The sequence below is a fragment of the Bacillus sp. CGMCC 1.60114 genome (assembly GCF_042676365.1).
Taxonomy (GTDB): Bacteria; Bacillota; Bacilli; order Bacillales; family Bacillaceae_G; genus Bacillus_A; species Bacillus_A rhizoplanae_A.
The window spans coordinates 412112-433632 of record NZ_JBHTHG010000117.1 but is presented as its reverse complement, the minus strand read 5'-3'; the positions used below and the strand labels follow the sequence as shown (position 1 = coordinate 433632).

General features: G+C 34.3%; 23 protein-coding genes and 2 pseudogenes. 4 read left to right on the top strand and 21 right to left on the bottom strand.

The genetic code is table 11. The features are described 5' to 3' along the window. Positions 1 to 335: 335 nt before the first annotated feature. Complete coding sequence (gene tdcB / locus ACFQZ1_RS20700; protein ID WP_377884040.1) at positions 336 to 1334, bottom strand: bifunctional threonine ammonia-lyase/L-serine ammonia-lyase TdcB; 999 nt, start codon at positions 1332 to 1334, stop codon at positions 336 to 338. After that, a complete protein-coding gene (gene ald, locus ACFQZ1_RS20695; protein WP_377884039.1) occupies positions 1331 to 2443 on the bottom strand; it encodes an alanine dehydrogenase in 1113 nt (370 codons plus the stop codon). The genes tdcB and ald overlap by 4 nt, the downstream gene beginning before the upstream one ends. Positions 2444 to 2951: 508 nt before the next feature. Between ald and ACFQZ1_RS20690 the strand changes: the two genes are divergently transcribed. Together ACFQZ1_RS20690 and ACFQZ1_RS20685 are read left to right on the top strand one after the other, a co-directional pair. After that, the gene (locus ACFQZ1_RS20690) at positions 2952 to 4301 is read left to right on the top strand and encodes an APC family permease (RefSeq protein ID WP_377884038.1); all 1350 of its coding nucleotides are present in this window, start codon (positions 2952 to 2954) and stop codon (positions 4299 to 4301) included. 729 nt (positions 4302 to 5030) lie between these two features. Beyond that, positions 5031 to 5426 carry a hypothetical protein gene (locus tag ACFQZ1_RS20685; protein ID WP_377884037.1) on the top strand — a complete coding sequence of 132 codons (396 nt, stop codon included), beginning with the start codon at positions 5031 to 5033 and terminating at the stop codon, positions 5424 to 5426. A gap of 338 nt (positions 5427 to 5764) precedes the next feature. Here the strand turns inward: ACFQZ1_RS20685 and ACFQZ1_RS20680 are convergent, their stop codons facing one another. The 3 genes from ACFQZ1_RS20680 to ACFQZ1_RS20670 all read right to left on the bottom strand — a co-directional run bounded on the left by ACFQZ1_RS20680 (position 5765) and on the right by ACFQZ1_RS20670 (position 7717). Next, on the bottom strand, positions 5765 to 6151 hold the full coding sequence (locus ACFQZ1_RS20680; protein ID WP_377884036.1) for a PAS domain-containing protein: 387 nt from the start codon (positions 6149 to 6151) through the stop codon (positions 5765 to 5767). 202 nt (positions 6152 to 6353) lie between these two features. After that, positions 6354 to 6929, bottom strand: a complete 576-nt coding sequence (locus ACFQZ1_RS20675) for a DinB family protein (protein WP_377884035.1) — start codon at positions 6927 to 6929, stop codon at positions 6354 to 6356. A gap of 215 nt (positions 6930 to 7144) precedes the next feature. Then, positions 7145 to 7717 (bottom strand): hypothetical protein, encoded by a 573-nt coding sequence (locus tag ACFQZ1_RS20670; protein ID WP_377884034.1) that lies wholly within the window; start codon positions 7715 to 7717, stop codon positions 7145 to 7147. A gap of 214 nt (positions 7718 to 7931) precedes the next feature. Here ACFQZ1_RS20670 and ACFQZ1_RS20665 point away from each other — a divergent pair, with 214 nt between their 5' ends. Next, positions 7932 to 8267, top strand: coding sequence for a hypothetical protein (locus tag ACFQZ1_RS20665; RefSeq protein ID WP_377884033.1), 336 nt, complete (start codon positions 7932 to 7934; stop codon positions 8265 to 8267). 80 nt (positions 8268 to 8347) lie between these two features. Here the strand turns inward: ACFQZ1_RS20665 and ACFQZ1_RS20660 are convergent, their stop codons facing one another. From ACFQZ1_RS20660 to ACFQZ1_RS20650, 3 genes are all read right to left on the bottom strand, one after another. Beyond that, entirely contained in the window at positions 8348 to 8944 is a 597-nt protein-coding gene (locus ACFQZ1_RS20660) for a hypothetical protein (RefSeq protein ID WP_377884032.1), read from the bottom strand. Positions 8945 to 9286: 342 nt separating this feature from the next. Next, on the bottom strand, positions 9287 to 9559 hold the full coding sequence (locus tag ACFQZ1_RS20655; RefSeq protein ID WP_377884031.1) for a hypothetical protein: 273 nt from the start codon (positions 9557 to 9559) through the stop codon (positions 9287 to 9289). Positions 9560 to 9898: 339 nt separating this feature from the next. After that, positions 9899 to 10171: a hypothetical protein gene (locus tag ACFQZ1_RS20650; protein WP_377884030.1), complete on the bottom strand. Its 273-nt coding sequence runs from the start codon at positions 10169 to 10171 to the stop codon at positions 9899 to 9901. A gap of 417 nt (positions 10172 to 10588) precedes the next feature. Here ACFQZ1_RS20650 and ACFQZ1_RS20645 point away from each other — a divergent pair. Beyond that, positions 10589 to 10762, top strand: a pseudogene (locus ACFQZ1_RS20645) (DUF2197 domain-containing protein). Between the two features lie 247 nt (positions 10763 to 11009). Here the strand turns inward: ACFQZ1_RS20645 and modB are convergent. The 13 genes and pseudogenes from modB to fdhD all read right to left on the bottom strand — a co-directional run bounded on the left by modB (position 11010) and on the right by fdhD (position 21520). Then, a complete protein-coding gene (gene modB / locus ACFQZ1_RS20640) occupies positions 11010 to 11666 on the bottom strand; it encodes a molybdate ABC transporter permease subunit (protein WP_377884029.1) in 657 nt (218 codons plus the stop codon). A 9-nt stretch (positions 11667 to 11675) separates the two neighbouring features. Next, entirely contained in the window at positions 11676 to 12506 is an 831-nt protein-coding gene (gene modA, locus ACFQZ1_RS20635; protein WP_377884028.1) for a molybdate ABC transporter substrate-binding protein, read from the bottom strand. A gap of 61 nt (positions 12507 to 12567) precedes the next feature. Beyond that, positions 12568 to 12933: a hypothetical protein gene (locus tag ACFQZ1_RS20630; RefSeq protein WP_377884027.1), complete on the bottom strand. Its 366-nt coding sequence runs from the start codon at positions 12931 to 12933 to the stop codon at positions 12568 to 12570. A 68-nt stretch (positions 12934 to 13001) separates the two neighbouring features. Further along, a complete protein-coding gene (locus ACFQZ1_RS20625; RefSeq protein ID WP_377884161.1) occupies positions 13002 to 13223 on the bottom strand; it encodes a hypothetical protein in 222 nt (73 codons plus the stop codon). Positions 13224 to 13458: 235 nt separating this feature from the next. After that, entirely contained in the window at positions 13459 to 14508 is a 1050-nt protein-coding gene (locus ACFQZ1_RS20620) for a P-loop NTPase (protein ID WP_377884160.1), read from the bottom strand. A 193-nt stretch (positions 14509 to 14701) separates the two neighbouring features. After that, positions 14702 to 15187, bottom strand: a complete 486-nt coding sequence (gene moaC, locus ACFQZ1_RS20615) for a cyclic pyranopterin monophosphate synthase MoaC (protein WP_377884026.1) — start codon at positions 15185 to 15187, stop codon at positions 14702 to 14704. A gap of 60 nt (positions 15188 to 15247) precedes the next feature. Further along, positions 15248 to 15484, bottom strand: coding sequence for a molybdopterin converting factor subunit 1 (moaD, locus tag ACFQZ1_RS20610; RefSeq protein WP_377884025.1), 237 nt, complete (start codon positions 15482 to 15484; stop codon positions 15248 to 15250). A 4-nt stretch (positions 15485 to 15488) separates the two neighbouring features. After that, positions 15489 to 15953 (bottom strand): annotated as a pseudogene (locus ACFQZ1_RS20605) (molybdenum cofactor biosynthesis protein MoaE). Positions 15954 to 16197: 244 nt separating this feature from the next. Continuing rightward, positions 16198 to 17484, bottom strand: a complete 1287-nt coding sequence (locus ACFQZ1_RS20600) for a molybdopterin molybdotransferase MoeA (RefSeq protein WP_377884159.1) — start codon at positions 17482 to 17484, stop codon at positions 16198 to 16200. Positions 17485 to 17504: 20 nt separating this feature from the next. After that, positions 17505 to 18521 (bottom strand): molybdopterin-synthase adenylyltransferase MoeB, encoded by a 1017-nt coding sequence (locus tag ACFQZ1_RS20595; RefSeq protein WP_377884024.1) that lies wholly within the window; start codon positions 18519 to 18521, stop codon positions 17505 to 17507. Positions 18522 to 18595: 74 nt separating this feature from the next. Then, positions 18596 to 19378: a formate channel gene (locus tag ACFQZ1_RS20590; RefSeq protein WP_377884023.1), complete on the bottom strand. Its 783-nt coding sequence runs from the start codon at positions 19376 to 19378 to the stop codon at positions 18596 to 18598. 261 nt (positions 19379 to 19639) lie between these two features. Beyond that, a complete protein-coding gene (moaA, locus tag ACFQZ1_RS20585; protein WP_377884022.1) occupies positions 19640 to 20656 on the bottom strand; it encodes a GTP 3',8-cyclase MoaA in 1017 nt (338 codons plus the stop codon). 66 nt (positions 20657 to 20722) lie between these two features. Next, a complete protein-coding gene (fdhD, locus tag ACFQZ1_RS20580; RefSeq protein WP_377884021.1) occupies positions 20723 to 21520 on the bottom strand; it encodes a formate dehydrogenase accessory sulfurtransferase FdhD in 798 nt (265 codons plus the stop codon). Position 21521 lies beyond the last annotated feature (1 nt).

The following is a 21521-nucleotide window of genomic DNA, read 5'->3' as shown; positions in this document are numbered from 1 at the left end:
TTGTATTATACCTTATTACAAGTTTAATAATCAAAAAAAGACAAATAATTCTCATCCGTTATTGTAAAAATATTGAACTATTACAATTACTATTGGTGTCCCCTTCTACGAAGAAGAGCTAAGAGGTTCTCTCTTAGCTCTTCTCATATTCTATGAGCCTATCGTTCAGTCTCATTTTTTATCCCGCATTAACGGGCAGTAGACCCCCACCTCAAGATTCAGAGAGAAGCAAAGAAGATAAGTGGGGAGTAACTGCCCGTAAAAGCCCGATTGGTTCAACTAACCGTCAGTGGGGGATGAAGCCCCCCCACTGACGGAAGTTTCACTTTATTTTACTACTTTACTTCATTCGCAAAGAAATGCTCACATACGCTAGAAATACGAGTTAAATCAACATTTCCGCCAGAAATAATCGCTGCTACTTTTTTCCCTTTTATATATGGATCAACTTTACCAGCAAGGAGAGCAGCTGTCGCTAATGCTCCTGCGCCTTCTACAACAGCTTTTCCACGTTGTAATAAATCTTTCATCGCTACTTCTAATTCATCTTCTGATACAGTTACAACATCATCTACTAACTCTTTCACAATTTCAAAAGTTAAAGTTCCTGGAATTTTCACTGCGCATCCATCAGCGATAGTAGGTGCTTCGTAATGCTCTACGATTTCACCTTTATCATACGAAGCTTTCATTCCATGTACATTATCAGCTTGTACACCAATGATATTGATAGACGGATTAAAGGATTTAAGTGCTACTGCGATTCCAGCAATAATTCCGCCACCGCCAATCGGTACAAGTACTGTATCAACATCCCACATATCATCAAGAATATCTAAGCCAATTGTTCCTTGACCTGCCATTACTTCTACATCATCATATGGATGTAAATATGTTTCTCCTGTTTCTTTTATAATTTCTTCACATTTTGCTTTTGCATCATCAAACGTATCACCATATAAAATAACTTCTGAACCGTATCCTTTCGTTGCTTCAACTTTTGCTTTTGGAGCAGAAGTTGGCATCACAATTTTACTTTTAATTCCAAGTAAGTGTGAAGATAATGCAACACCTTGTGCATGGTTTCCAGCTGAACAAGCAATAACTCCGCGAGCTTTTTCCTCATCTGTTAAATTAGAAATTTTATTGAATGCCCCGCGAAATTTAAATGATCCTGTTAATTGCATATTCTCTAATTTTAAATATATTTCTCCACCTGTTTTACTTGTTAAATAAAAGGATTTAACAAGGGGTGTTTTCCGAGCATTTCTATCAAGAACTTGTTTGGCTTTTTTTATATCAACAATGTTTAGTGGCAAGGTTTCGGTAATCATACTAACACCTCTTTTAATTGTTTATAATCTAATCCTAACGTTGTTCCTAAATTTTCATAAGTAATGGTTCCTTTATAAATATTGATACCGTGTACTAATGCCGGTTTATTTTGTAGAGTCTCTTCTAAACCATCGTTAGCAATCGCTAATAAATAATCGATGTTTCCATTCGCTAACGCCATAGTAGAAGTACGTGGGGTCGCCCCAGGCATATTTGGTACAGCATAATGGATGACATCGTGCTTAATAAATATAGGATCATTATGTGTTGTATAGTGATCAATCGTTTCAACCGTCCCGCCTTGATCGATTGCAATATCAACGATAACACTTCCTGGTTTCATAGACTGAACCATATACTCTTTCACAATTTTCGGCGGTCTAGAACCCGGAATTAAAATGGTTGAAATAAATAAGTCTGCATTTTTAATTGTTTTCTCTAAGTTTTCAGTATTAGATTTCATGATTTCAACTGGAGCATTTGCATATTTTTCTTGTAAATAAGTAATCTGTGTTTTGTTTAACTCTAAAATCGTTACATGGCAACCAATTCCAACAGCCATATCACAAGCATTAATTGCCGCATTACCGCCGCCTAAAATGACAACATTACCAGCAGGAATACCATCTATCCCTGATAATAAAATACCTTCTCCTTGATGTTGTTTTTCTAAATAATAAGCTCCCATAAATACTGCCCGGCGCCCAGCAATTGCACTCATCGGTTTTAATAACGTTAAAACTCCATTTTCACTAATTGTTTCTCCTGCAATAGCGGTTGTTCCCGCTTTTCTCATCGCTTCAACACACTCTTTTGAAGCTGCTAGATGTAAAAATCCCCAAACAATTAAATCTTTCTTAAAATATTTATACTCTTCCGCTAAAGGTTCTTTTACTTTTACTACCATATCAACATCCCAAGCTTGCTCTTGATTTACTAAAGTAGCACCTGCATTCGTATATTCTTCATTTGTATAACCAGATCCCACACCAGCATCTTTTTCTACTAAGACTTCATGTCCAGCTTTAATTAATTTCTGGGCATTTTCTGGTGTCATCCCAACACGTGCTTCACCTTTTTTAATCTCTTTTACTACGCCTATTTTCATGTTGACACATCCTTTTAAATGTAATATTCATTACATTATTTGTTATACGATCCAAATAAAATTGCGGAATATATTAAACGTTTCTATATTTCCTCATTTGTCTGAATCGCCTGTTTACACCTACAAGATAGCACTCAGAAAAATGATGAGTCAACATTTTGTGAAATAGTTCACAAAATGTTTTTATTTATTTTTAAATAACTTTTTTCATTCAAATAAGCATTGAATCCGTTTTCAGCTTGTGCTAGACTTTGTCACGAGTAACATCTCTTATGAATTCAAATGAAATGCAATTTTATTTTTTTACTTACTTTTGTGATTTTTTCACATATGAATATGGAAATACTCTATAGTAATTTCTATAAATTTGTGAATTATATCACAAACGAAATTAAATTTTATCAATATAAAGCACTATTAAAAAAATGAGAGGATATACTATTTAAAATTGAAATAAAAATGAATTCATCAGAGATTGCATGTATTTTTCCAAACAGGAGTGATTATTATGTCGCAAGCACAACTAAAAAAAGAAATCGGCTTCTTTGCAGCATTAACCACTGTTATTGGTACCGTTATTGGGGCAGGTGTATTTTTTAAGCCTACTGCATTATACGGTGCAACCGGAACAGCGAGTTTAGGATTACTCGCATGGGTAATCGGTGGAATACTAACTGTTTGCGCAGGTTTAACTGCTGCTGAACTTTCGGCAGCTATTCCTGAAACAGGTGGAATGATGGCATATTTAAAGCGTACTTATGGAAACTTAACTGCTTTCCTACTGGGCTGGGCACAAACAGTCATTTACTTCCCAGCCAATATTGCAGCACTTGCTATTATTTTCGGAACACAAGCAGTTAGTTTATTTGGATTAAATGCGAATGAACATAAGATGATGATTATTGGAATTGCTGTTGTTACCGCAACATTTGTAACGCTAATGAACTTCTTAGGTGCAAAAGCAGCTGGAGGAATTCAAACTGTATCGACTATATGTAAACTACTGCCTTTAGCATTACTTATTATTTTTGGATTATTCCACAAAGGCGACGTAACTCTACAACTGTTTCCAGTTGAAGCAGGACCAGGTAAATCCCTTATTTCAGCCCTTGGATCTGGCTTACTTGCAACAATGTTTGCTTATGATGGATGGATTCATGTAGGAAATATCGCTGGAGAAATGAAAAATCCTAAAAAAGACTTACCTAAAGCAATCGTAATCGGATTATCTACTGTTATGGTTGTTTACTTACTTATTAATATTGCTTTCCTTATGGTTATGTCTGCAACATCGCTTGCAGGAACTGATACACCTGCATCTGAAGTAGCGACAATTCTATTTGGAGCAATGGGAGGAAAATTAGTTACAATCGGTATTTTAATTTCCGTATTTGGAACAATCAATGGATATATCATGACAGGAATGCGTATCCCTTATGCAATGGCATTAGAAAACAAACTGCCTTTCAGTAAATGGTTTGCTACATTATCTAGCAATAGTCGAGTTCCTTATAATTCAGGAATATTTATCTTATGCGTTTCTGTCATTATGATGGTAATCGGTGGATTTAATACTTTAACAGATATGTTAGTGTTTGTTATATGGATATTCTATACAATGACATTTATAGCAGTGTTCATTTTACGTAAAAGGGAACCAGAACTTGTACGTCCTTACAAAGTACCTCTATACCCTATTATACCGATGATATCTATTATAGGCGGATCATTTATCGTTATTAATACACTTTTCACACAAACGTCGCTAGCATTATGTGGTATAGGCTTAACTGCTTTAGGTCTTCCTATTTACTTTGCAATGCGGAATAAACATGTTCAAATTAAAAATAATAATTAGTAATAACTCAATAGTGCACTATTATATCAATTGTTTCTTATAGTGTAGACGTGTATTAGATTCTTACTCTAAATAGATAATGGATCTAATACACGTTTCTTTTTTGTATATACAGTTAATCTTTTTATAAAAAATCCTCCACCTATGCAAATAATATAACTCCCTAATTAATATAACTATCATCCCATGATAATGGCACGCTATCCGATACCCATAAAATTAACATTTTAAAGTACCTCTAAATTATGAGTTTACTCCTGCTTCGGTTACCTATAAGAGTCTAGTTCGTTTTTTCGTTTAGAGAACAAAGAATTTTTAAATTTGATGACGACAGATATCGCTAATATTTGAACCAAAACATGCACTACATCTTATTTTTTATTCTTATAAAAATATTAAATTGGTCTGAATAAAATCTGAAAGTTTGTAAAGTCCTCCTCAATACATTTCAGTTCAACTCCAAAATATGCCACTTCATTTTCAGCTAATTTTCAGTTTCAATTCAGGTTCATCTCAGTTTTACATTCCATAATAGCTTTATAGAAAGTCAAATAAACAATAGAGATTCTGAATACTAAAAAACTAATTTATATATATAAATCAATATCTATTCAAAGATAACAGTGTTCTGAATGCTTAAACATTGTATAAACAGTGCACAAATAGAAAATAAACCTTAAGAAATATTTAATTTAGCTAGCCCTAAAAAAGAGAGGAGTAGAATGAATAATGAGTAGACATAATAAATATGCAATTTACAAAGGGAAAGAATATAGAATTATTAAAATGGGTGGTCACTTAAGATTAATTTCTAAAGATACACAAGATGTCGAGAATGGGTTTCTACCTTTTAAACTAAATTCAGATTTATACTATAAAAAAGTAAAAACAACCGATTTAGAAACAGCATATGATGTTATACCATTTGCACAGTATAAAGGAATTGAATTTCAAATAATAAGAGTAAATGAAGAAGAAGGAACCGTATTACTATATTCCATTGATTCTAAAATAGGGCGTGAATTGGGAATGCACTCACATGTCGGGGGAAAATTCGAAAAATATGTGAAAACAGAAGAAGTTGCATTAATCGAAAAGAAAAAAAAGATTTTGGGATTTATATGAACCATATAAAACAACTTAAATTAGGCAGTAGTACCCTACTCCAGTTTGAAATAATAGCTGAATTTTACTTAAAATAGAAAATTCAGCTTATTTTATATGGAATAGAGATAATACTAATTGGATGTTAGGATTACATTTTTTTAGTGCAGCTAAATCGATTCTTTGCAAAATAGAAGTAATGCATCAACTATTTTAAATACGATCATTGCCCCAAAATAAATCTTAGCTCAATTACTTATCAAATTAAAATCCATTATAAAATTTCTACGAATTGCTTAGCCTGTCGATCTAGAGCGCTTGCCGATTCAGAAATAGATTCAAATTCATTAACTGTTTCATCAAGTAGCAATTTTCGAAACCCCCACCACTGTTTTCCCATCATCCTTAAAAATAGACATATATGTAGCTTCCAACCAAATTCGATTTCCTGCTGCATCCATACGTTCAATTTTATCTTGATAACTTTTTCCGTTTAATAAATCACGCCAAAACTCTTCATAACTAGGACTGTTAGTAAACTCAGAGAAGCAAAATTCTTTATGCAATTTTCCAACCATTTCAGTTGGCAAGTATCCCATCGTTCTTGCAAAAAGATCGTTAACATAAGCAACTCGACGATTAATGTTAAAACGAATAATCGCAAGATTTTGCTCCATCGCTTTCATAACTAAGCGATCTGATATCTCATCAGTGGATACAATTTGTCTATCATTTATATCATTCATAATATACTCCCTTTCTCTTTTAGCCATAAGCCTCATTGCGAAAAATCCACCGTATAATTGTTATATAAAAAAATACAATATTGTCTAGAAATCCCCCATGTCAATCAATTTAAAAATTCAACTAAAATGTATTTCTGTCTCATTGTTCTTCAGCAAAATATACTATAACCTTTTTTTCAAATATCAGTAATAAAAATATCTTCTATCTTGCACCTTCAGTAGCAAACTCTTTCATTATGTTAATATAAGACCTTTCAATAATTTTATAATGATGCCCTTCATGTATTGCTAAAAGTTGAATAGCCTGAATTAAGTTAGGATAGTTGGCCATTGGATCCAAAAATACAATATGTCCAGCAATATCTTCTTCAATATTTATAACTAATTCTCTCAATTTATCTGTTTCATTTAACAGCAATCTCTTTAACTCTTCTTTATCCATAGTATGAAGTACCTTTTTCGGTGGCACTAAAATAAAAGGTGCTTTCATTCCTCTTCCATGCTTTTCTTTATACTCCGCATAAATATCATGTATTTGATTAGCAAATGCTTTCTTCCTTCTCATTTTGGCATACGGAATAAGAACAAAAGAAAACCTTGTTGCAATTTTAACCATTCTTAAAATTAAATATAGATGATATATATGCTCACCAATAGACCATTTTCCTTCTTTTTGCTCCCATAGTTTATCATTTGAAATAAATTGTATTTTTTGAAAAAAACAATATCGTTGCTGGTTTAATGTGTTGAAATGGCGTGCTATACTTTCAGATTGCATCTATTAATTCCCCCATTTTATTTCATAAAGATTACTCTAGTGAAATCTTTATAAACATGTTATTTCTATTAATAATAAAAGAAACAAGAACTAACTACTAATAAGCAATTACGTCCAGCACTGATTATGTAAATGAAAAGTCCCTTCAGATTTTTCTGAAAGGACTTTTTCAAGTTATTACTACATTTTTGTTTACGAATGTTTCCACCTAAATTTTAAGACAATATATGACACAACCGATTTATGAACATTCTACAAATCTCTGCAAACATCCAGCAATAAAAAAAACTTAATATACATGTTAATACAATAACCTTTAGATCCATAGTTGTATCAACCGTAGGACCTAACACTGGAAAACGGAATACGTACAGGATTATCATAATCCCCACCATTAAACATACCGCTGAAAAAGAAACGACCGCAATTCTCCTTTTAAATTGTAAAAAAGCCAAACTCAGCGCTATACCTAATAAACCCGTTGTGAAAGGAAAGATAATAAGTTCACTCGGCTGGATAATAAATAAGAGGAAAATCGTAAGGATATAAGAAAGGATTCCTTGACGGATTGAAAAGTAAGTGACTAAAAAAATGGGTAATGTTGCTAGACAACTAATCAGAAACCCTATCCCTGGCATAATCCCCCCTGCTGATTGAAACATGGCAGCAAATGTACTCAATAAGGCTGTGATTACTAACTGGGTTGCAAGTGCCATCTTTCTTACATGAAGAGAATTTGAACCTGTCTCTATTATCGGTTTACACCAATAACGAACAAACCGTTTCATTGAAACCCCTCCTCAAAATATCCCATTTGCCACTTCCTATAATATTCACTGCCTTATGTTTTATGCAGTATTACCTACTAGTCATGCTTTTCAATCACTTGGAATGAAGACTACTCTTCTATGAATAATTAAAAATAGAAGCCATAGGATCTATGTTCGAGGAAGTTGTCCTGTTTATAACTCTCCTGACGAGTTTCAATGGATTAGACAAGGCATGTGGTATGGATGGCCCGATTATACAGGTGGGCATCCCATCACAAATTCTATGTTTAAACCACAAGGGCAATCCCAGCCAATCTTTCTACTTGCTCACCATCCCATGCAACCACCAAAACCTATTACTACATTTGCTCCACATTCGGCCATTATGGGATTCGATTTCAATTATAGGAGTAATACATTTGAAAAGTGGGGTGTACTTTCTACTGCTTTATTAACTAGCACAATGTTGTTTGGTGTATCAAATACAGCGGTCTATGTAAATTCTTCTTCACAGCCATATAAAGTCAGAGTAATTTGTTTTGATTATTTCGGATTATTATATTATTAAAAAAGAAAGAGAGATCAATGAAGATAAACATCAATCTCTTAGGTTTAAAATCATTTATTAATCAAGGTGATAATCACTCACTAGTTTCTTATATTACTTGAAGGCTTCTCTCCATCACTAATTGCTTGAATAGAATCAATTTTTACATTGATTCTATTTGGTGATTCTATAATGTTGCCAGTCGAATTACTATTCACTGTAACATTTTGCCCACTAATCGTAACTAGATCTTTGCTGATATGCATTATAAAACCTTTAATATGGATTTGATTTAAAAATAATGTGATACGTAAATGGACTAACTGGTAATCATATAAAAGTTCTCTAATTTCATTTGTTATTTCTTTCATATCACTAGACGATTTTTTTGGATAATAAGAAGATTCTTCAGTTAATAGCAACTGTGAATTATCTTTTGTCAATATAAATCTTCGGGATTCTAATGAATCACCAAAAAGCTTTGGTAATTTTAATAAAACATTAGAAGCTTTTGGGGATTCTAATGAGTCACCAAAAGGATTTGGTGGTTTTGATAATTCATTGGGTAATTTTTGAAATTCTAATGAATCATCAAAAGATGTTTGGGGTTCTAATGAAACAATAAGAGGAATAGGGTTTATGTCAAACAATCTAAATCTAGGTTTACTATTTTCTTGATTTGAGCATAACAGACACACTTAAACACCCCCTATAATGAAAAGGTTGTATTATATAATAAACACAAGCTGTGAAAAGGTGACAATAAAAGCATAAAAAAACACCTAAAAATTGTGTACCATATTTATTACATGTAATAAATATTACCATTAATAGGTTGATTCATATATAATTTTATATTTCCTATTTAAATCAAGGTTTTATACTGTATTCATGTAAAGTTAAGCTTCCATCAGCGGGGGTCTTACTGCACATTAATATGGGATAAAATTTATGCTTTTTTATTTTGATTTTCCTTAAACCACAAAAAAATGCACTGAGTGTTTCATAATCCCAGTGCATTTTTTGACGTTTATTTGCTATTATGCTCCTCGATCATCACTAACTGATAGAATGTCGCTAATTTTCACGCTAATTTGGTTTGGATTTTCAAGAGTTATACCAGAATCATTACTTTCTACTTCAACACCCTCTCCATTACCACGGCGAAGAGTAACAAAGTTTTTTTCAATTCGAGTAATAAAACCTTCTACATGGAACGATGGTAAAAATAGTACCACCCTTGCTCCTACTAATTGAAATGCTCGTAACAATTCACGGATTTCATCTTCATGACGCTCATGACGTTCTCCCATTTACAACTTCCTTTCTTTTATTAGTTTAAAAAGTAGTGAAAAAGTCTTTGTAACTTACTGTATCACTACTCTTCACGATAGAATATGTTTAGGATTTAAAAATGGTAATGGACAATCTGGCAATCCTTTCTAACACTATCGAATCTTATTGAAATTAGGTAATAAGCCATAGAGAAATGTAATCTTAGATTTTTCTGTTTAAATCAGGATTTTATACTGTATTCATGTAAAGTAAAACTAATAAAATTTATGCTTTTTTATTTTGCCTTTTCCTTAAACCACAAAAAAATGCACTGAGTGTTTCATAATCCCAGTGCATTTTTTGACGTTTATTTGCTATTATGCTCCTCGATCATCACTAACTGATAGAATGCCGCTAATTTTCACGCTAATTTGGTTTGGATTTTCAAGGGCTATACCAGAATCATTACTTTCTACTTCAACGCCCTCTCCATTACCACGACGAAGAGTAACAAAGTTTTTTTCAATTCGAGTAATTAAACCTTCTACATGGAACGATGGTAAAAATAGTACCACCCTTGCTCCTACTAATTGAAATGCCCGTAACAATTCACGGATTTCATCTTCGTGACGCTCATGACGTTCTCCCATTTACAACTTCCTTTTTTTTATTAGTTTAAAAAGTAGTGAAAAAATCTTTGTAACTCAATTAATCACTACTCTTTACGATAGAATATGTTTAGGATTAAAAAATGGTAATGGACAATCTGGTAATTCGCTCTAGCACTATCAAATCTTATTGAAATTAGGTAGAGGGAGCAATCGTACCGTAAGGCGCAAATTTACATTTGAAAATATTCTATGTTTGGACATGAAAGAAGGAGTTTTTCGAGAGTTTATGGCACATTCTGCAAGAGTAATGGCGTTAACAATCAGACAATGCATTGATAGTTTTAGCATTAAATTAATGAGGAATCCCCAGTTAAATGTTCAGGATTATATTCAAGAACTGATAACAATCTTCGATAGGTCTACTCGAAAGTAATGCATCATGTGAGGGGGATAAAAATGTTTTCATATGAGGTAATTTGCTTTAGTTGTAGAAAAAAATTTAGAGTTTATGAAGGAACTTAGCAATATAAACAATTTAAGAAAAATAAGAATAGTATATTTTGTTGTGAAGATTGTAATCATAATATACGTCTTGATGCCATTAAAAACTTTTTTAGATATAGAGAATGAAGCGCTAATTGTGTGATGTTTTGAAGTAAAAGGGTGATACATATTATATATGAATAATATGTATCATCCCTTATTTTTTATGTTTTTTTACGAATTAGGTCTTGATAATATTTTGTAAAGAACTTTATTCCTTATTCGTACTGTTACAAAGCTTTCTACATTATAGAGTTTTAATGAGCTCACTTCAATTTCATTCTTTATAGGCTTTGCGCCTTTATTACTTAGATTAGGCTCAAAAAATCAGATATTAATTCTGTTTTACTTGTATAATTAACAACATAATAAAGGAAAGCAAAACAATTGAAAGAACCCATAGCCAGGCCATCTTCATATTTCCAGAATCAATAGCTAGATAAATCGCTGTTGGAACTGTCTGGGTCTTTCCTGGAATATTACCTGCAAACATTAATGTTGCGCCAAATTCACCGAGAATCCTGGCAAAACTTAAGATACTTCCTGAGACAATAGCTTTTAAAGACAAAGGGATAGAAATAAAGAAAAAGACTTGCCATTCATTAGCCCCACACACTCGAGCTGCATCTTCAATATCGTGATCTATCCCTTGGAAACCAGTCTTTGCTGCTTGATACATAAGTGGAAAGGCTACAACAATCGACGCGAGAACAGCTGCCCACCATGTAAAAATAACAGGTTGCTTAAAAATCCATTCAATAACTTTTCCAAGTATGCTTTGCTTACCAAAGATAATAATCAAAAAGAATCCCACAACAGTAGGAGGGAGAACTAAAGGAAGCATTAGGATAGTTTCTACTATTACTTTTCCTTTAAATGACTTTTGAGATAATACTCGTCCCACCGCAGTTCCTAAAATAATAACAACGAGTCCAGATATGATGGCGACTTTAAAGGACAACTGCAGAGGTGTTAGGAATTCTTGAATCATTTAATCCCCTCAATTCGATGTAAAACCATATTTCTCTAAAGTTTTCATAGCATATTTACTTTGAAGAAACTTGTAAAACTCCTTCGCTTCCGTACGATGTTTCGTATCCTTAATGATACCAACAGGATAAATGATAGGTGTGTGTGTTTGTTTATCTGCTGTTGCTACAATGTTTACTTTATTCGAAGAAAGGGCATCTGTTTTATAAACGACTCCAGCATCTACATTTCCTGTTTCTACATATGAAAGAACCTGACGTACATCTTTTGCGTATACAACCTTTGATTCAATGTTCGTCCATATGTTCGTATTTTTAAACAACTCTTTTGCGTACTGACCAGCTGGTACTGATTCAGGCGTCCCAATTGAAATCCTTTTAACTTCTTTTTTTGTTAAATCCCCAAAGTTTTTCACACCAGAAACTGCATCCTTAGAAACGACTAACACAAGCTCATTTCCAACTAAATCAACACCATCTTCTTTAGAAATGAATTCATCCTTAACTAATGCATCAAATTTATCTTTTGCAGCTGAGAAAAATAAATCTACTGGTGCTCCCTGTGCAATTTGTTGTTGCAATGCTCCAGAAGCTCCAAAATTAAATTTTAACTTTATATTAGAATGATCTTTTTCAAACGTTTTTTGAAGTTCTACAAGAGCGTCTTGCAAGCTCGCAGCAGCAGATATAGTTAACTCTACTTTTTCTTTTTTCTCTCCAGTAACTTTTTGATTATTTGACTTACTGCTTGTATCTAATTTACCAGAACAACCAACAACGATTGCGACTACAGCTACCAAAAAGAACACTGTTGTAAAAAACCTTTTCAATCCCTTTTTCATTTCTTTCACCTACTTTTAGTTATAACATGTCATATTAACTATATAAGGTTTCACAATTAAACTAATTCAAAAAGTTTTTCTCAATCATTTTGGCATCAAATTGAAACACAACGATTAATCCTAGATATAAAGCAAATAAATTCAAAAACCAATCTTTATTATTATTCCTCGTAGCCAAGCACTTAAATATTTCCTGAAATTGTTTTCGTTCATCTGAAGTAACAATAGGGCGCACTCCAAAATATTTCAAAACAAGATCAAATTTAAGATGAACAGCCCACGATATCATATCTTTTAAAATCTCAATATACCATTCAATATCTTTTTCATTAAAGAGTTTTACCAGTTTATCATGTAGCTCAGGAACAAATGATTCTGTATCTATTTCTTTTGTCTCTATTGTATCTATCATCTTTTTGATATCCATGAGATTCATCCTTTCCGAAAAGCTAACGAAAGAAAACGCAAGTTAAATACTACCGTTAATTCTATTGATTAACTTATAAGTAACATTAATTGTTCATTTCTTTTCTCCCGCTCTTCTTTAGATGCTAGGTCGTACTTTTTTAAAAGGTGAAATAGTTCATTTAATATTTGCTGTGAATGATTGCTCTTTAGAAATTCATATAAGTCTTTAACCAAAAATTCGGATAAAAAGCATTTTTGAGTTTCAAGTTTATTGATTACATCTTCAAAAGAATGATCTACATTACACATTCCCATTAAAATCCCTCCTTAAAAAATCTATATACAAATCATCTTCTTCTAGCTGAAAAGCTTGATAATGCTTAAGCTCCTTACTATCCAATTTCACATGACTTATTACACACCGGACATTAACTAGTGAATTAAGTAATGAAAGATCGTCCTCATCTCGGATTAAAACAACTTTGGGATAATGCTTTTTCTTATATCCCTCTATGAAAATGACATCCACAGAAAAAAAATGATATTACCCTTTGTAGATAAGATCTTGAGCCAAAGATGTAAACATCTCTCCAACAAGCGAATCTTCGTCATATACGGACGAACCTTTATTTTCTTCAGGCTTTGCAAAAGGTATTTGTGCTATCACTTCTGTTTGCAGTTGTTCTGCTAACATTTCGCCGCCACCTTTCCCAAAGAGATAGTTCCTTGAACCATCTTGTTCCTCATAATATGCCATATTCTCAACGATACCTAAAATATCATGTTTTGTATGCTTTGCCATTACCCCTACTCTGGAAGCAACAAACGAAGCTACATTATGAGGAGTAGTAACTATAATTTCCTTCGCGTGAGGAATCATCGCAGCCACATCAATCGCAACATCTCCTGTACCAGGAGGCAAATCAAGAAGGAGATAATCTAATTCTCCCCAGTGAGTGTTGGCAAGGAAATTTTGAATCCATTTGTTTAGCATTGGTCCTCGCCACATAACTGGGTTATTACCCTCTGTAAAAAATCCCATTGACATGATTTTAACGCCATGACTAACGACCGGAATCGCTGTCTGATCTATCATTGTTGGCTTTTGATTAGCTTCCATCATAGCTGGGATACTGAATCCATATATATCTGCATCTAAAATCCCAACCTTTTTCCCCATACGAGCTAAAGCAGTAGCAAGGTTAATTGTGACAGTTGATTTCCCTACTCCACCTTTTCCACTTGTCACAGCAATAAAGCGTACCCCTGAATCAGGTTGCAGCATACTAGGCATGCCGGTTTCCGTTCTAGAATTTTTCTTTAAAGTCTTTGTTAATGCAGCTCGTTCTTCCGGTGTCATGGAGCCGAAGGCCAAAGAAACCTTAGAGGCTCCAATGTTTCGAAGAGAGTCTTCAATATCTTGTTGAATTTTTGCCTTTAAAGGACAACCTTGAATAGTTAAAACAACTTCAAGTTGAATCTGTGTACCATCAATTTGAATATTTCTTACCATGTTTAATTCCATGATACTTTTGTGCAACTCTGGATCTTGAACATGGTTTAGAGCGTTCATAATTTGTTCATGAGTAAGCATAAACCTCATTCCTTCCTGTCTCCTTAATTTGTATACAAAAAAACCACGATGAGTACTCGATCCTAATGAAATAGGCTTGTGTACTCATCGTGGAATAGATTACTAGCAATACTTACTAATATACCAATCCAACCATTTATAACATAAATAAAATGATAACAATCCATTATTACCATTCCATCTATTCTAATCATTACAATTTATGAAAAAAATCCCCGCTTTTACCACCCGTTTTTTGAACCAAATATGTTTCTTTAATGACCATTGTTTTATCAACGGCTTTGCACATATCATAAAAGGTAAGAGCAGCGATAGATACAGCGGTTAACGCCTCCATTTCCACCCCTGTTTTACCACTACATTTTACTGTAGCTTGTATAATTAAATCATATCCATCGATTTTCTTTTCATAATTGAACGTAAAGTCTGTTCCTTGTATGAATATAGGGTGACACATAGGAATTACATCAGCTGTTTTTTTAGCACCCATAATTCCAGCAACTTGTGCGACTTGAAGTGGATCACCTTTTTTCAGTACTCCACTTTGAATCGCTTCAAATAATTCATTCGATAAAGAAATTGTACTTTGTGCAACAGCTGTACGTGTTGAAATATCCTTTTGAGAGATATCAACCATTTTGGCTCTTCCCTCTTCGTTCCAGTGTGAGAAATTACTCATAGTTATCCTCCTTAATGTATGAAAGATGCTGTATTCGAGACGAAAATTGAGTGGAAAGAATTACCCTCCACTTACAGGCGGGATAAACGCAACTATATCTCCAGCCTTTACAGTATCTTCATCAATTACAAATTCTTCATTAATAGCTACCATGACTCTATCTAACGATTGTAAATGATAATTATCTTTCAGCCACTCTTTTAATTGATAAACATTAATCTCTCGTTTTTCTATTATTACTAATTGATCTGAGCCGACTTCTTCTCGCAAATTTGCGAACAGTAATATTGTAATCATCTTCTCATTCTTCCTTCTTTGGTTTTCCTTCTGGATACGGAGTATTTTCAAGCTGATCTCCAATCCACATTGTTCCATCTTCCCAAAATTCTTTTTTCCAAATTGGGACGATTTGTTTAATGCGTTCAATTGCGTATTCATTCGCTTCGTAGGCCACTTTACGATGTGGCGACGAAACTGCAATTACAACTGCAATATCCATTATTTCTAGTCGTCCCACCCGGTGTGTAATTGCTATTTTTGCATCCGGCTATTTTTTCTTGATTTCTTCACCAATTTGTGTAAGCATTTTCACTGCCATTGATTCGTATGCTTGGTACTCTAGATGTAAAGTTCGTTTTCCTTTTGTCAATTCTCTTACTGTTCCAATAAAGGTTGTAATGGCACCTGCTTCTCTTCTTGCTACCTTACTCGTTACTTCTTCGACTAAAATAGGAGTATCTACAATTTCAAATAATACTTGTCCCATCAAAATTCCTCACTATCTCAATAAAGTGAAACTTCCATCAGTGGAGGTTTTCTTCATCCCCCACCTATCTTCTTTGCTTCTCTCTAAATCTTGAGGTGGGGGGCTTACTGCCCACGAATAGCGGGATAAAAAATGAATTCATTTTTTATCCTCTGCTAACTTGAAAAGCTAATATTATTTCTTTTTTACAGCTCTTGTAATCTATTTTCCTATCAACATTATCTTCCCGTTGTTTTAAACTCTATTATTTATAGGATGGAATAATATTGCTCCAAGGCCATTCACTTCCTTGGTTATCTTCTAATAAGAGGGTATCTACAAACATCCCTTTTTTATATCCTCTTGTACCGCCTGGGAGTACGATAAAAGCGTTTGATTCTGCTAATGAAGAAACCGCACTAGACTTATCAAATCCTGATGGATAGACGATTAATTGTCCTTCGTTATATATGAGTTTTGCTCGTACAAATCTTGTAAATGGATTAGGTTTAAGAAAATTTTCTCCCAGTAATGCTTTTTCTCTTTTTAAATGTGGCTTTTCACTAAACATATAGGTACGAATGCTCGGTCTTACGAATAACTCAAAGCCTACATAACAAGCAGAGGGATTACCTGATAATCCAAATAATAATTTTTTATTTAATTGTGCTACGGTCGTGACGCTGCCCGGCCGCATTGCAACTTTGTTAAAAAGAACCGATGCCCCTAGTTTTTCGTAGATAGCTGGCAAATAATCATAATCCCCTACCGAAACACCACCGGTTGTGATTAACATATCCACTTGACTTAACGCTTCTTTTACGGCTGCGTGGCACGTATCAAAATCGTCACTAAACTTCCCAAAGTATTTCACTCTTCCCCCCGCTCTTCGAATTTGGGACAATATCATGTACGTATTACTATTTCGAATTTTCCCGGGTTTTAGCGATTCATTTACATCAAGAAGCTCACTCCCAGTCGCTAATACTCCAATCACAGGTTTTTTTGCAACTGGCACTTCGCTGTAACCAAATGTAGCAAGAAGAGCTGAAATACCTGGATTAATGTAAACTCCTCTTTTCGCAAGAATCGTCCCTTTCCGTGTATCTTCACCTTGAAAGGAAATATTTTCTCCTTTTTTGAATGAGCGTTTCACTTCCATATATATTTTACCGACATCCTCATATTGACGGGTCAGTTCCAGCATCACAACCGCGTTACATCCTTTCGGAATTTGTGCCCCCGTCATGATTCGAACTGCCTGAAATGGCCCTACCTCTTGAGGAAATATGGAACCTGCCCCAATTTCACCGATTACTTCGAATATAGTTGGATTCTCATAACTTGCCCAGGCAGTATCTTCTGCTCTAATAGCAAATCCATCATAGGGTGAGCGATCGAAGGAGGGAACATCATAATCAGCTACTAAACCCTCGGCTAATATACGTCCGTAAGCTAATTCAAGTGGTACCAGCTCTTTTAAACCAGGGCTGGCAAACTCCATTACTTTATGGACGGCCTCTCCAACTGTAATCGGTATTCGTTTTTCTATCATTTTCCTCACTCCTTCTGTTACCCTAATAAACGATAGTATATTTTTTTCGCTTTTTGAATTTCATTTGTCCCATGGATAAATACACGACCATCCTGAAACATGACCAAACGATAATCATCTAGTTGGCAAGATAACAAATACGGGTTTCGATCTACTTTCCCATGTTTTTTTAGTTGTTTTTCTAAATGGTCAAAATTGTAACGACTATTATGCGGCGGTCTAATTTGAACCGTATTTCTCCCACATAAAACAGCTGTCTTTGTTTGGTTTTCATAAGATAAATAAGGATAAGTTCTATGCGTTCCGCACGAAGGACAATTGTCCGTTTTAATCTTTTCTAGTTTGACAGAATGGTATTGATTACTCCATATATCAAACATTAAAAAGGTGTTTCTAATTGCTGAAAAATCTTCTACTAGAATTTTAAATGCTTCCACCACTTGATACGCTGCCACCATTTGGACAGCTGGGCTAATGATTCCAACCGTATCACATGTCGCTCCTGTAACCGGAACACTTTTAAGTACACAATGTAGGCACGGTGTTTTCCTTGGAATAATGGTATAGCTCATGCCATATCCCCCCACACAAGAACCGTAAATCCAAGGAATATCATATTTTTGTGATAGATCATTTATCACAAACCGAATATCAAAATTATCTGTTGCATCAATGATAATATCGACATCGTCTAACAAAACTTCCATATTCTCTATTCTTGCATCCATCACTAAAGCATCGATCTGTACCTCTGAATTGATTTGTTTTAAACGATTCTGAGCTGCAATTGCTTTTGGCAATTTTTCTGTTGCATCTTGTTCAACGTAAAGTTGTTGTCGCTGTAAATTACTCCATTCTACGTAATCACGATCAATGATCGTTAACTTTCCGATACCTGCACGAACCAACGCTTCTGCGCTTGCACTTCCTAATGCACCTGCCCCCACAATCAACACATGCTTATTTCTAATCTTCTCTTGTCCTTTACTCCCAATAGGAGTGAACAACTGTTGTCGTGAATACCGCTCTATCATTAGAAAGCCTTCCTTTCTTTTAGTTCTAAAACACCCCATTAATTAAAAAATCTGCTTCATATGAGGTTGTTTTTTTACTCTTTCTCTATATGACTTTGTTTCTGATAACAAGAAAAGTAAGCAAATCCAACAAATCCAGCTCCACCAATTACATTTCCTATAAAAACAGGAACAAAATTCTCTGCAAGATCTATCCATGAAAGGTGACCCGCAAAAATAACTACTGAGATTACAAACATATTTGCTACCACTTGCTGAAATCCAATTACCACAAATGTCATAATAGGAATCCAAATTCCGATAATTTTTCCAACAAAATCGTTAGTTCCATGAGCCAACCAAATTGCAAGACAAACAAGCCAGTTACAACCAATTGCTGAAATTAATGTTTTCCCAAACGATTCATGTAATTTCTCTTGGGCTATTGCTACTGTTTTATTTAAATATGCCCCCTCCGTCAACCCGCCAAGGTGACCAAAAAAATAAGCTACGAAAAGTGCACCAACAAAATTAGTTAAAGTTATCCAAACCCAATTATTTAACACACTTTTCAATGAGATTTTTCGTGCATACAGGGCCATGGACACTGACATCATGTTTCCCGTAATTAATTCTCCTCCTGCAAGGACAACGAGCATAAGCCCTATAGGAAAAACTGCTCCTCCCAAAAAGTTTACTAGACTTCCCCATTGCTCCGGTAAATTACCAAGAACTCGAATATTAAGCAAAAACCCTAACGAAATGAATGCTCCTCCTAAAAAACCAAGAATAAGCATGGCGGATAGCGATTGCCTTACCTTTTGAACACCGGCTTCAATCACCAGCTCAGCGATTTTTTCCGGTTTATGAAATGCCATAACCAATTCCTCCATTTTTTCAAATAAAAAAACAGCTTCAAGAAACCCTTAACATAGTAAGGATTTTTGAATGCTGCTTAATCTCCCTGCACTTCTCTTACAGAGATATCAATCATCACTTTTACTATAAAATAGAAAATCTGCAGGACTTGCACACTTTCCACTTCGTATATTCAAGCGTTATCTGCTATAACAAAAAGGAGCTACTAATAGCCCTCTTTCATAGTGTTTTGAATGTCATCCTAACATATCATTTATTTCTCAACCACCAATATGCGACATTTCAATTTTTGGCAATGTTTTTTTATTTGTATTGCTTAACCGTTCATCTGAATAGCGATCTGAACGATTATTCCAAATGTCACGAATAACATCGGTAATCTCATCATCGGTATACCCAGAACGAAGTAATTCTCTAAGATCATTTCCTTTGGAAGCAAACAAACAAGTATATAGCTTTCCTTCTGCGGAAATACGAGCTCTTGTACATGATGAACAAAAAGAATCTGTTACAGATGAAATAATTCCTATTTCCTCATCACTACCGATATAACGATAGCGAGTGGCAACTTCACCAGGATAGTTTGCTTCCATTCGTTCCAGCGGCATAACTTTATTAATCATCTCTAATATCTCTTGTTTAGAGACTACTTCGTCTAATTTCCAGCCGTTAAAATTCCCCACATCCATATATTCAATAAATCGAAGAATATGCTTATTCTCTTTAAAGTATTGCGCCATCTGAACGATGTCCTGTTCATTTTTTCCTTTTTGGACAACCATGTTCATTTTAATTTTCATCCCGACTTCCGCTGCAGCCTGTATTCCTCCAAGAACCGTTTTCACTTTACTTCTATTCCCATTTAAATAAGCAAAACGCTCTTCTTCCAAAGAATCCAAACTAACTGTCACACGTGATAAACCCGCCTTATATAAATCAGGAGCAAACTTCTTAAGTAGGGATCCATTTGTAGTTAAACCAATATCCTCTACTCCATCAATTTTGTTAAGTCGTTCAATTAGTTCAGGTAGGTTTTTCCGAAGTAAAGGCTCTCCCCCAGTAATACGCAACTTTCTTACACCTAAAGAAACGAAAATACGTGTTACCCTTTCAATTTCATCAAAAGACAAAATTTTATCATTAGACAAAAAAGAATAATCAGGACCAAATATTTCCTCCGGCATACAATATCGACAGCGAAAATTACAGCGATCGGTAACAGAAATACGTAAATCCCTTAAAGGACGGTGCAATTTGTCTAATGTGACAGATTTCATGTTTATTGCCTCGCTTCTACATATTTTATAATTCCGTACAAGTTTTATTTGCTACCCAGTTTACATTTATTTAATATTTACAACCCGCTCCGGATGAGTATATACATTTAAAGATTGATTACGAATAAAGCCTATTGTAGTAATCCCTAATTGTTCTGCTAGCTCTAGTGCTAACTCAGTTGGAGCGGATTTTGACAATATTACTTCGCAGCCAATTTTCACAACTTTTAATAGAATTTCAGAAGATATACGGCCACTAAAAACAATAATTTTATCACTAATAGAAATATTGTTTTTTAAACAATAGCCGTAAATTTTATCTAAAGCATTATGTCTTCCTATATCCATTCGGCTTAAAATGATTCCATTCACATCGCATAAAGCTGCATTATGAACCCCGCCCGTATGATGAAAAGTAGCTGCAGATTGCTGCATATCATTCATTAATCGAAAACAATCCTGGGCAGAGATCTTTACGTGAACGTCATCTATTTTCTTCGCGGTCAGCGCATCGTTTGCGAAAACAAATCCTTGTCTACTCATTCCACAGCATGAAGTAATATAACGTTTATTTTGGATGTCACGATAATAAGGATTGATTTTTGTCGTTTTTACATGTACATATCCTTCTTTCTCCTGTACCCATATTTCATCAATATCTTCATACTTTCGGATAATACCTTCAGATGCTAAAAAGCCTATTACCATATCTTCAATATATTCTGGAGTACTAACCATTGTAACAAATTCCTGTCCGTTAATTTTAACTGTAACTGGAAACTCTGTTACAATGCTGTCCTCGATATGTTTAATTTCCCCTTGCTCATAACGGAAAATTTCCCGTTCCACCTGTATCGATTTCACG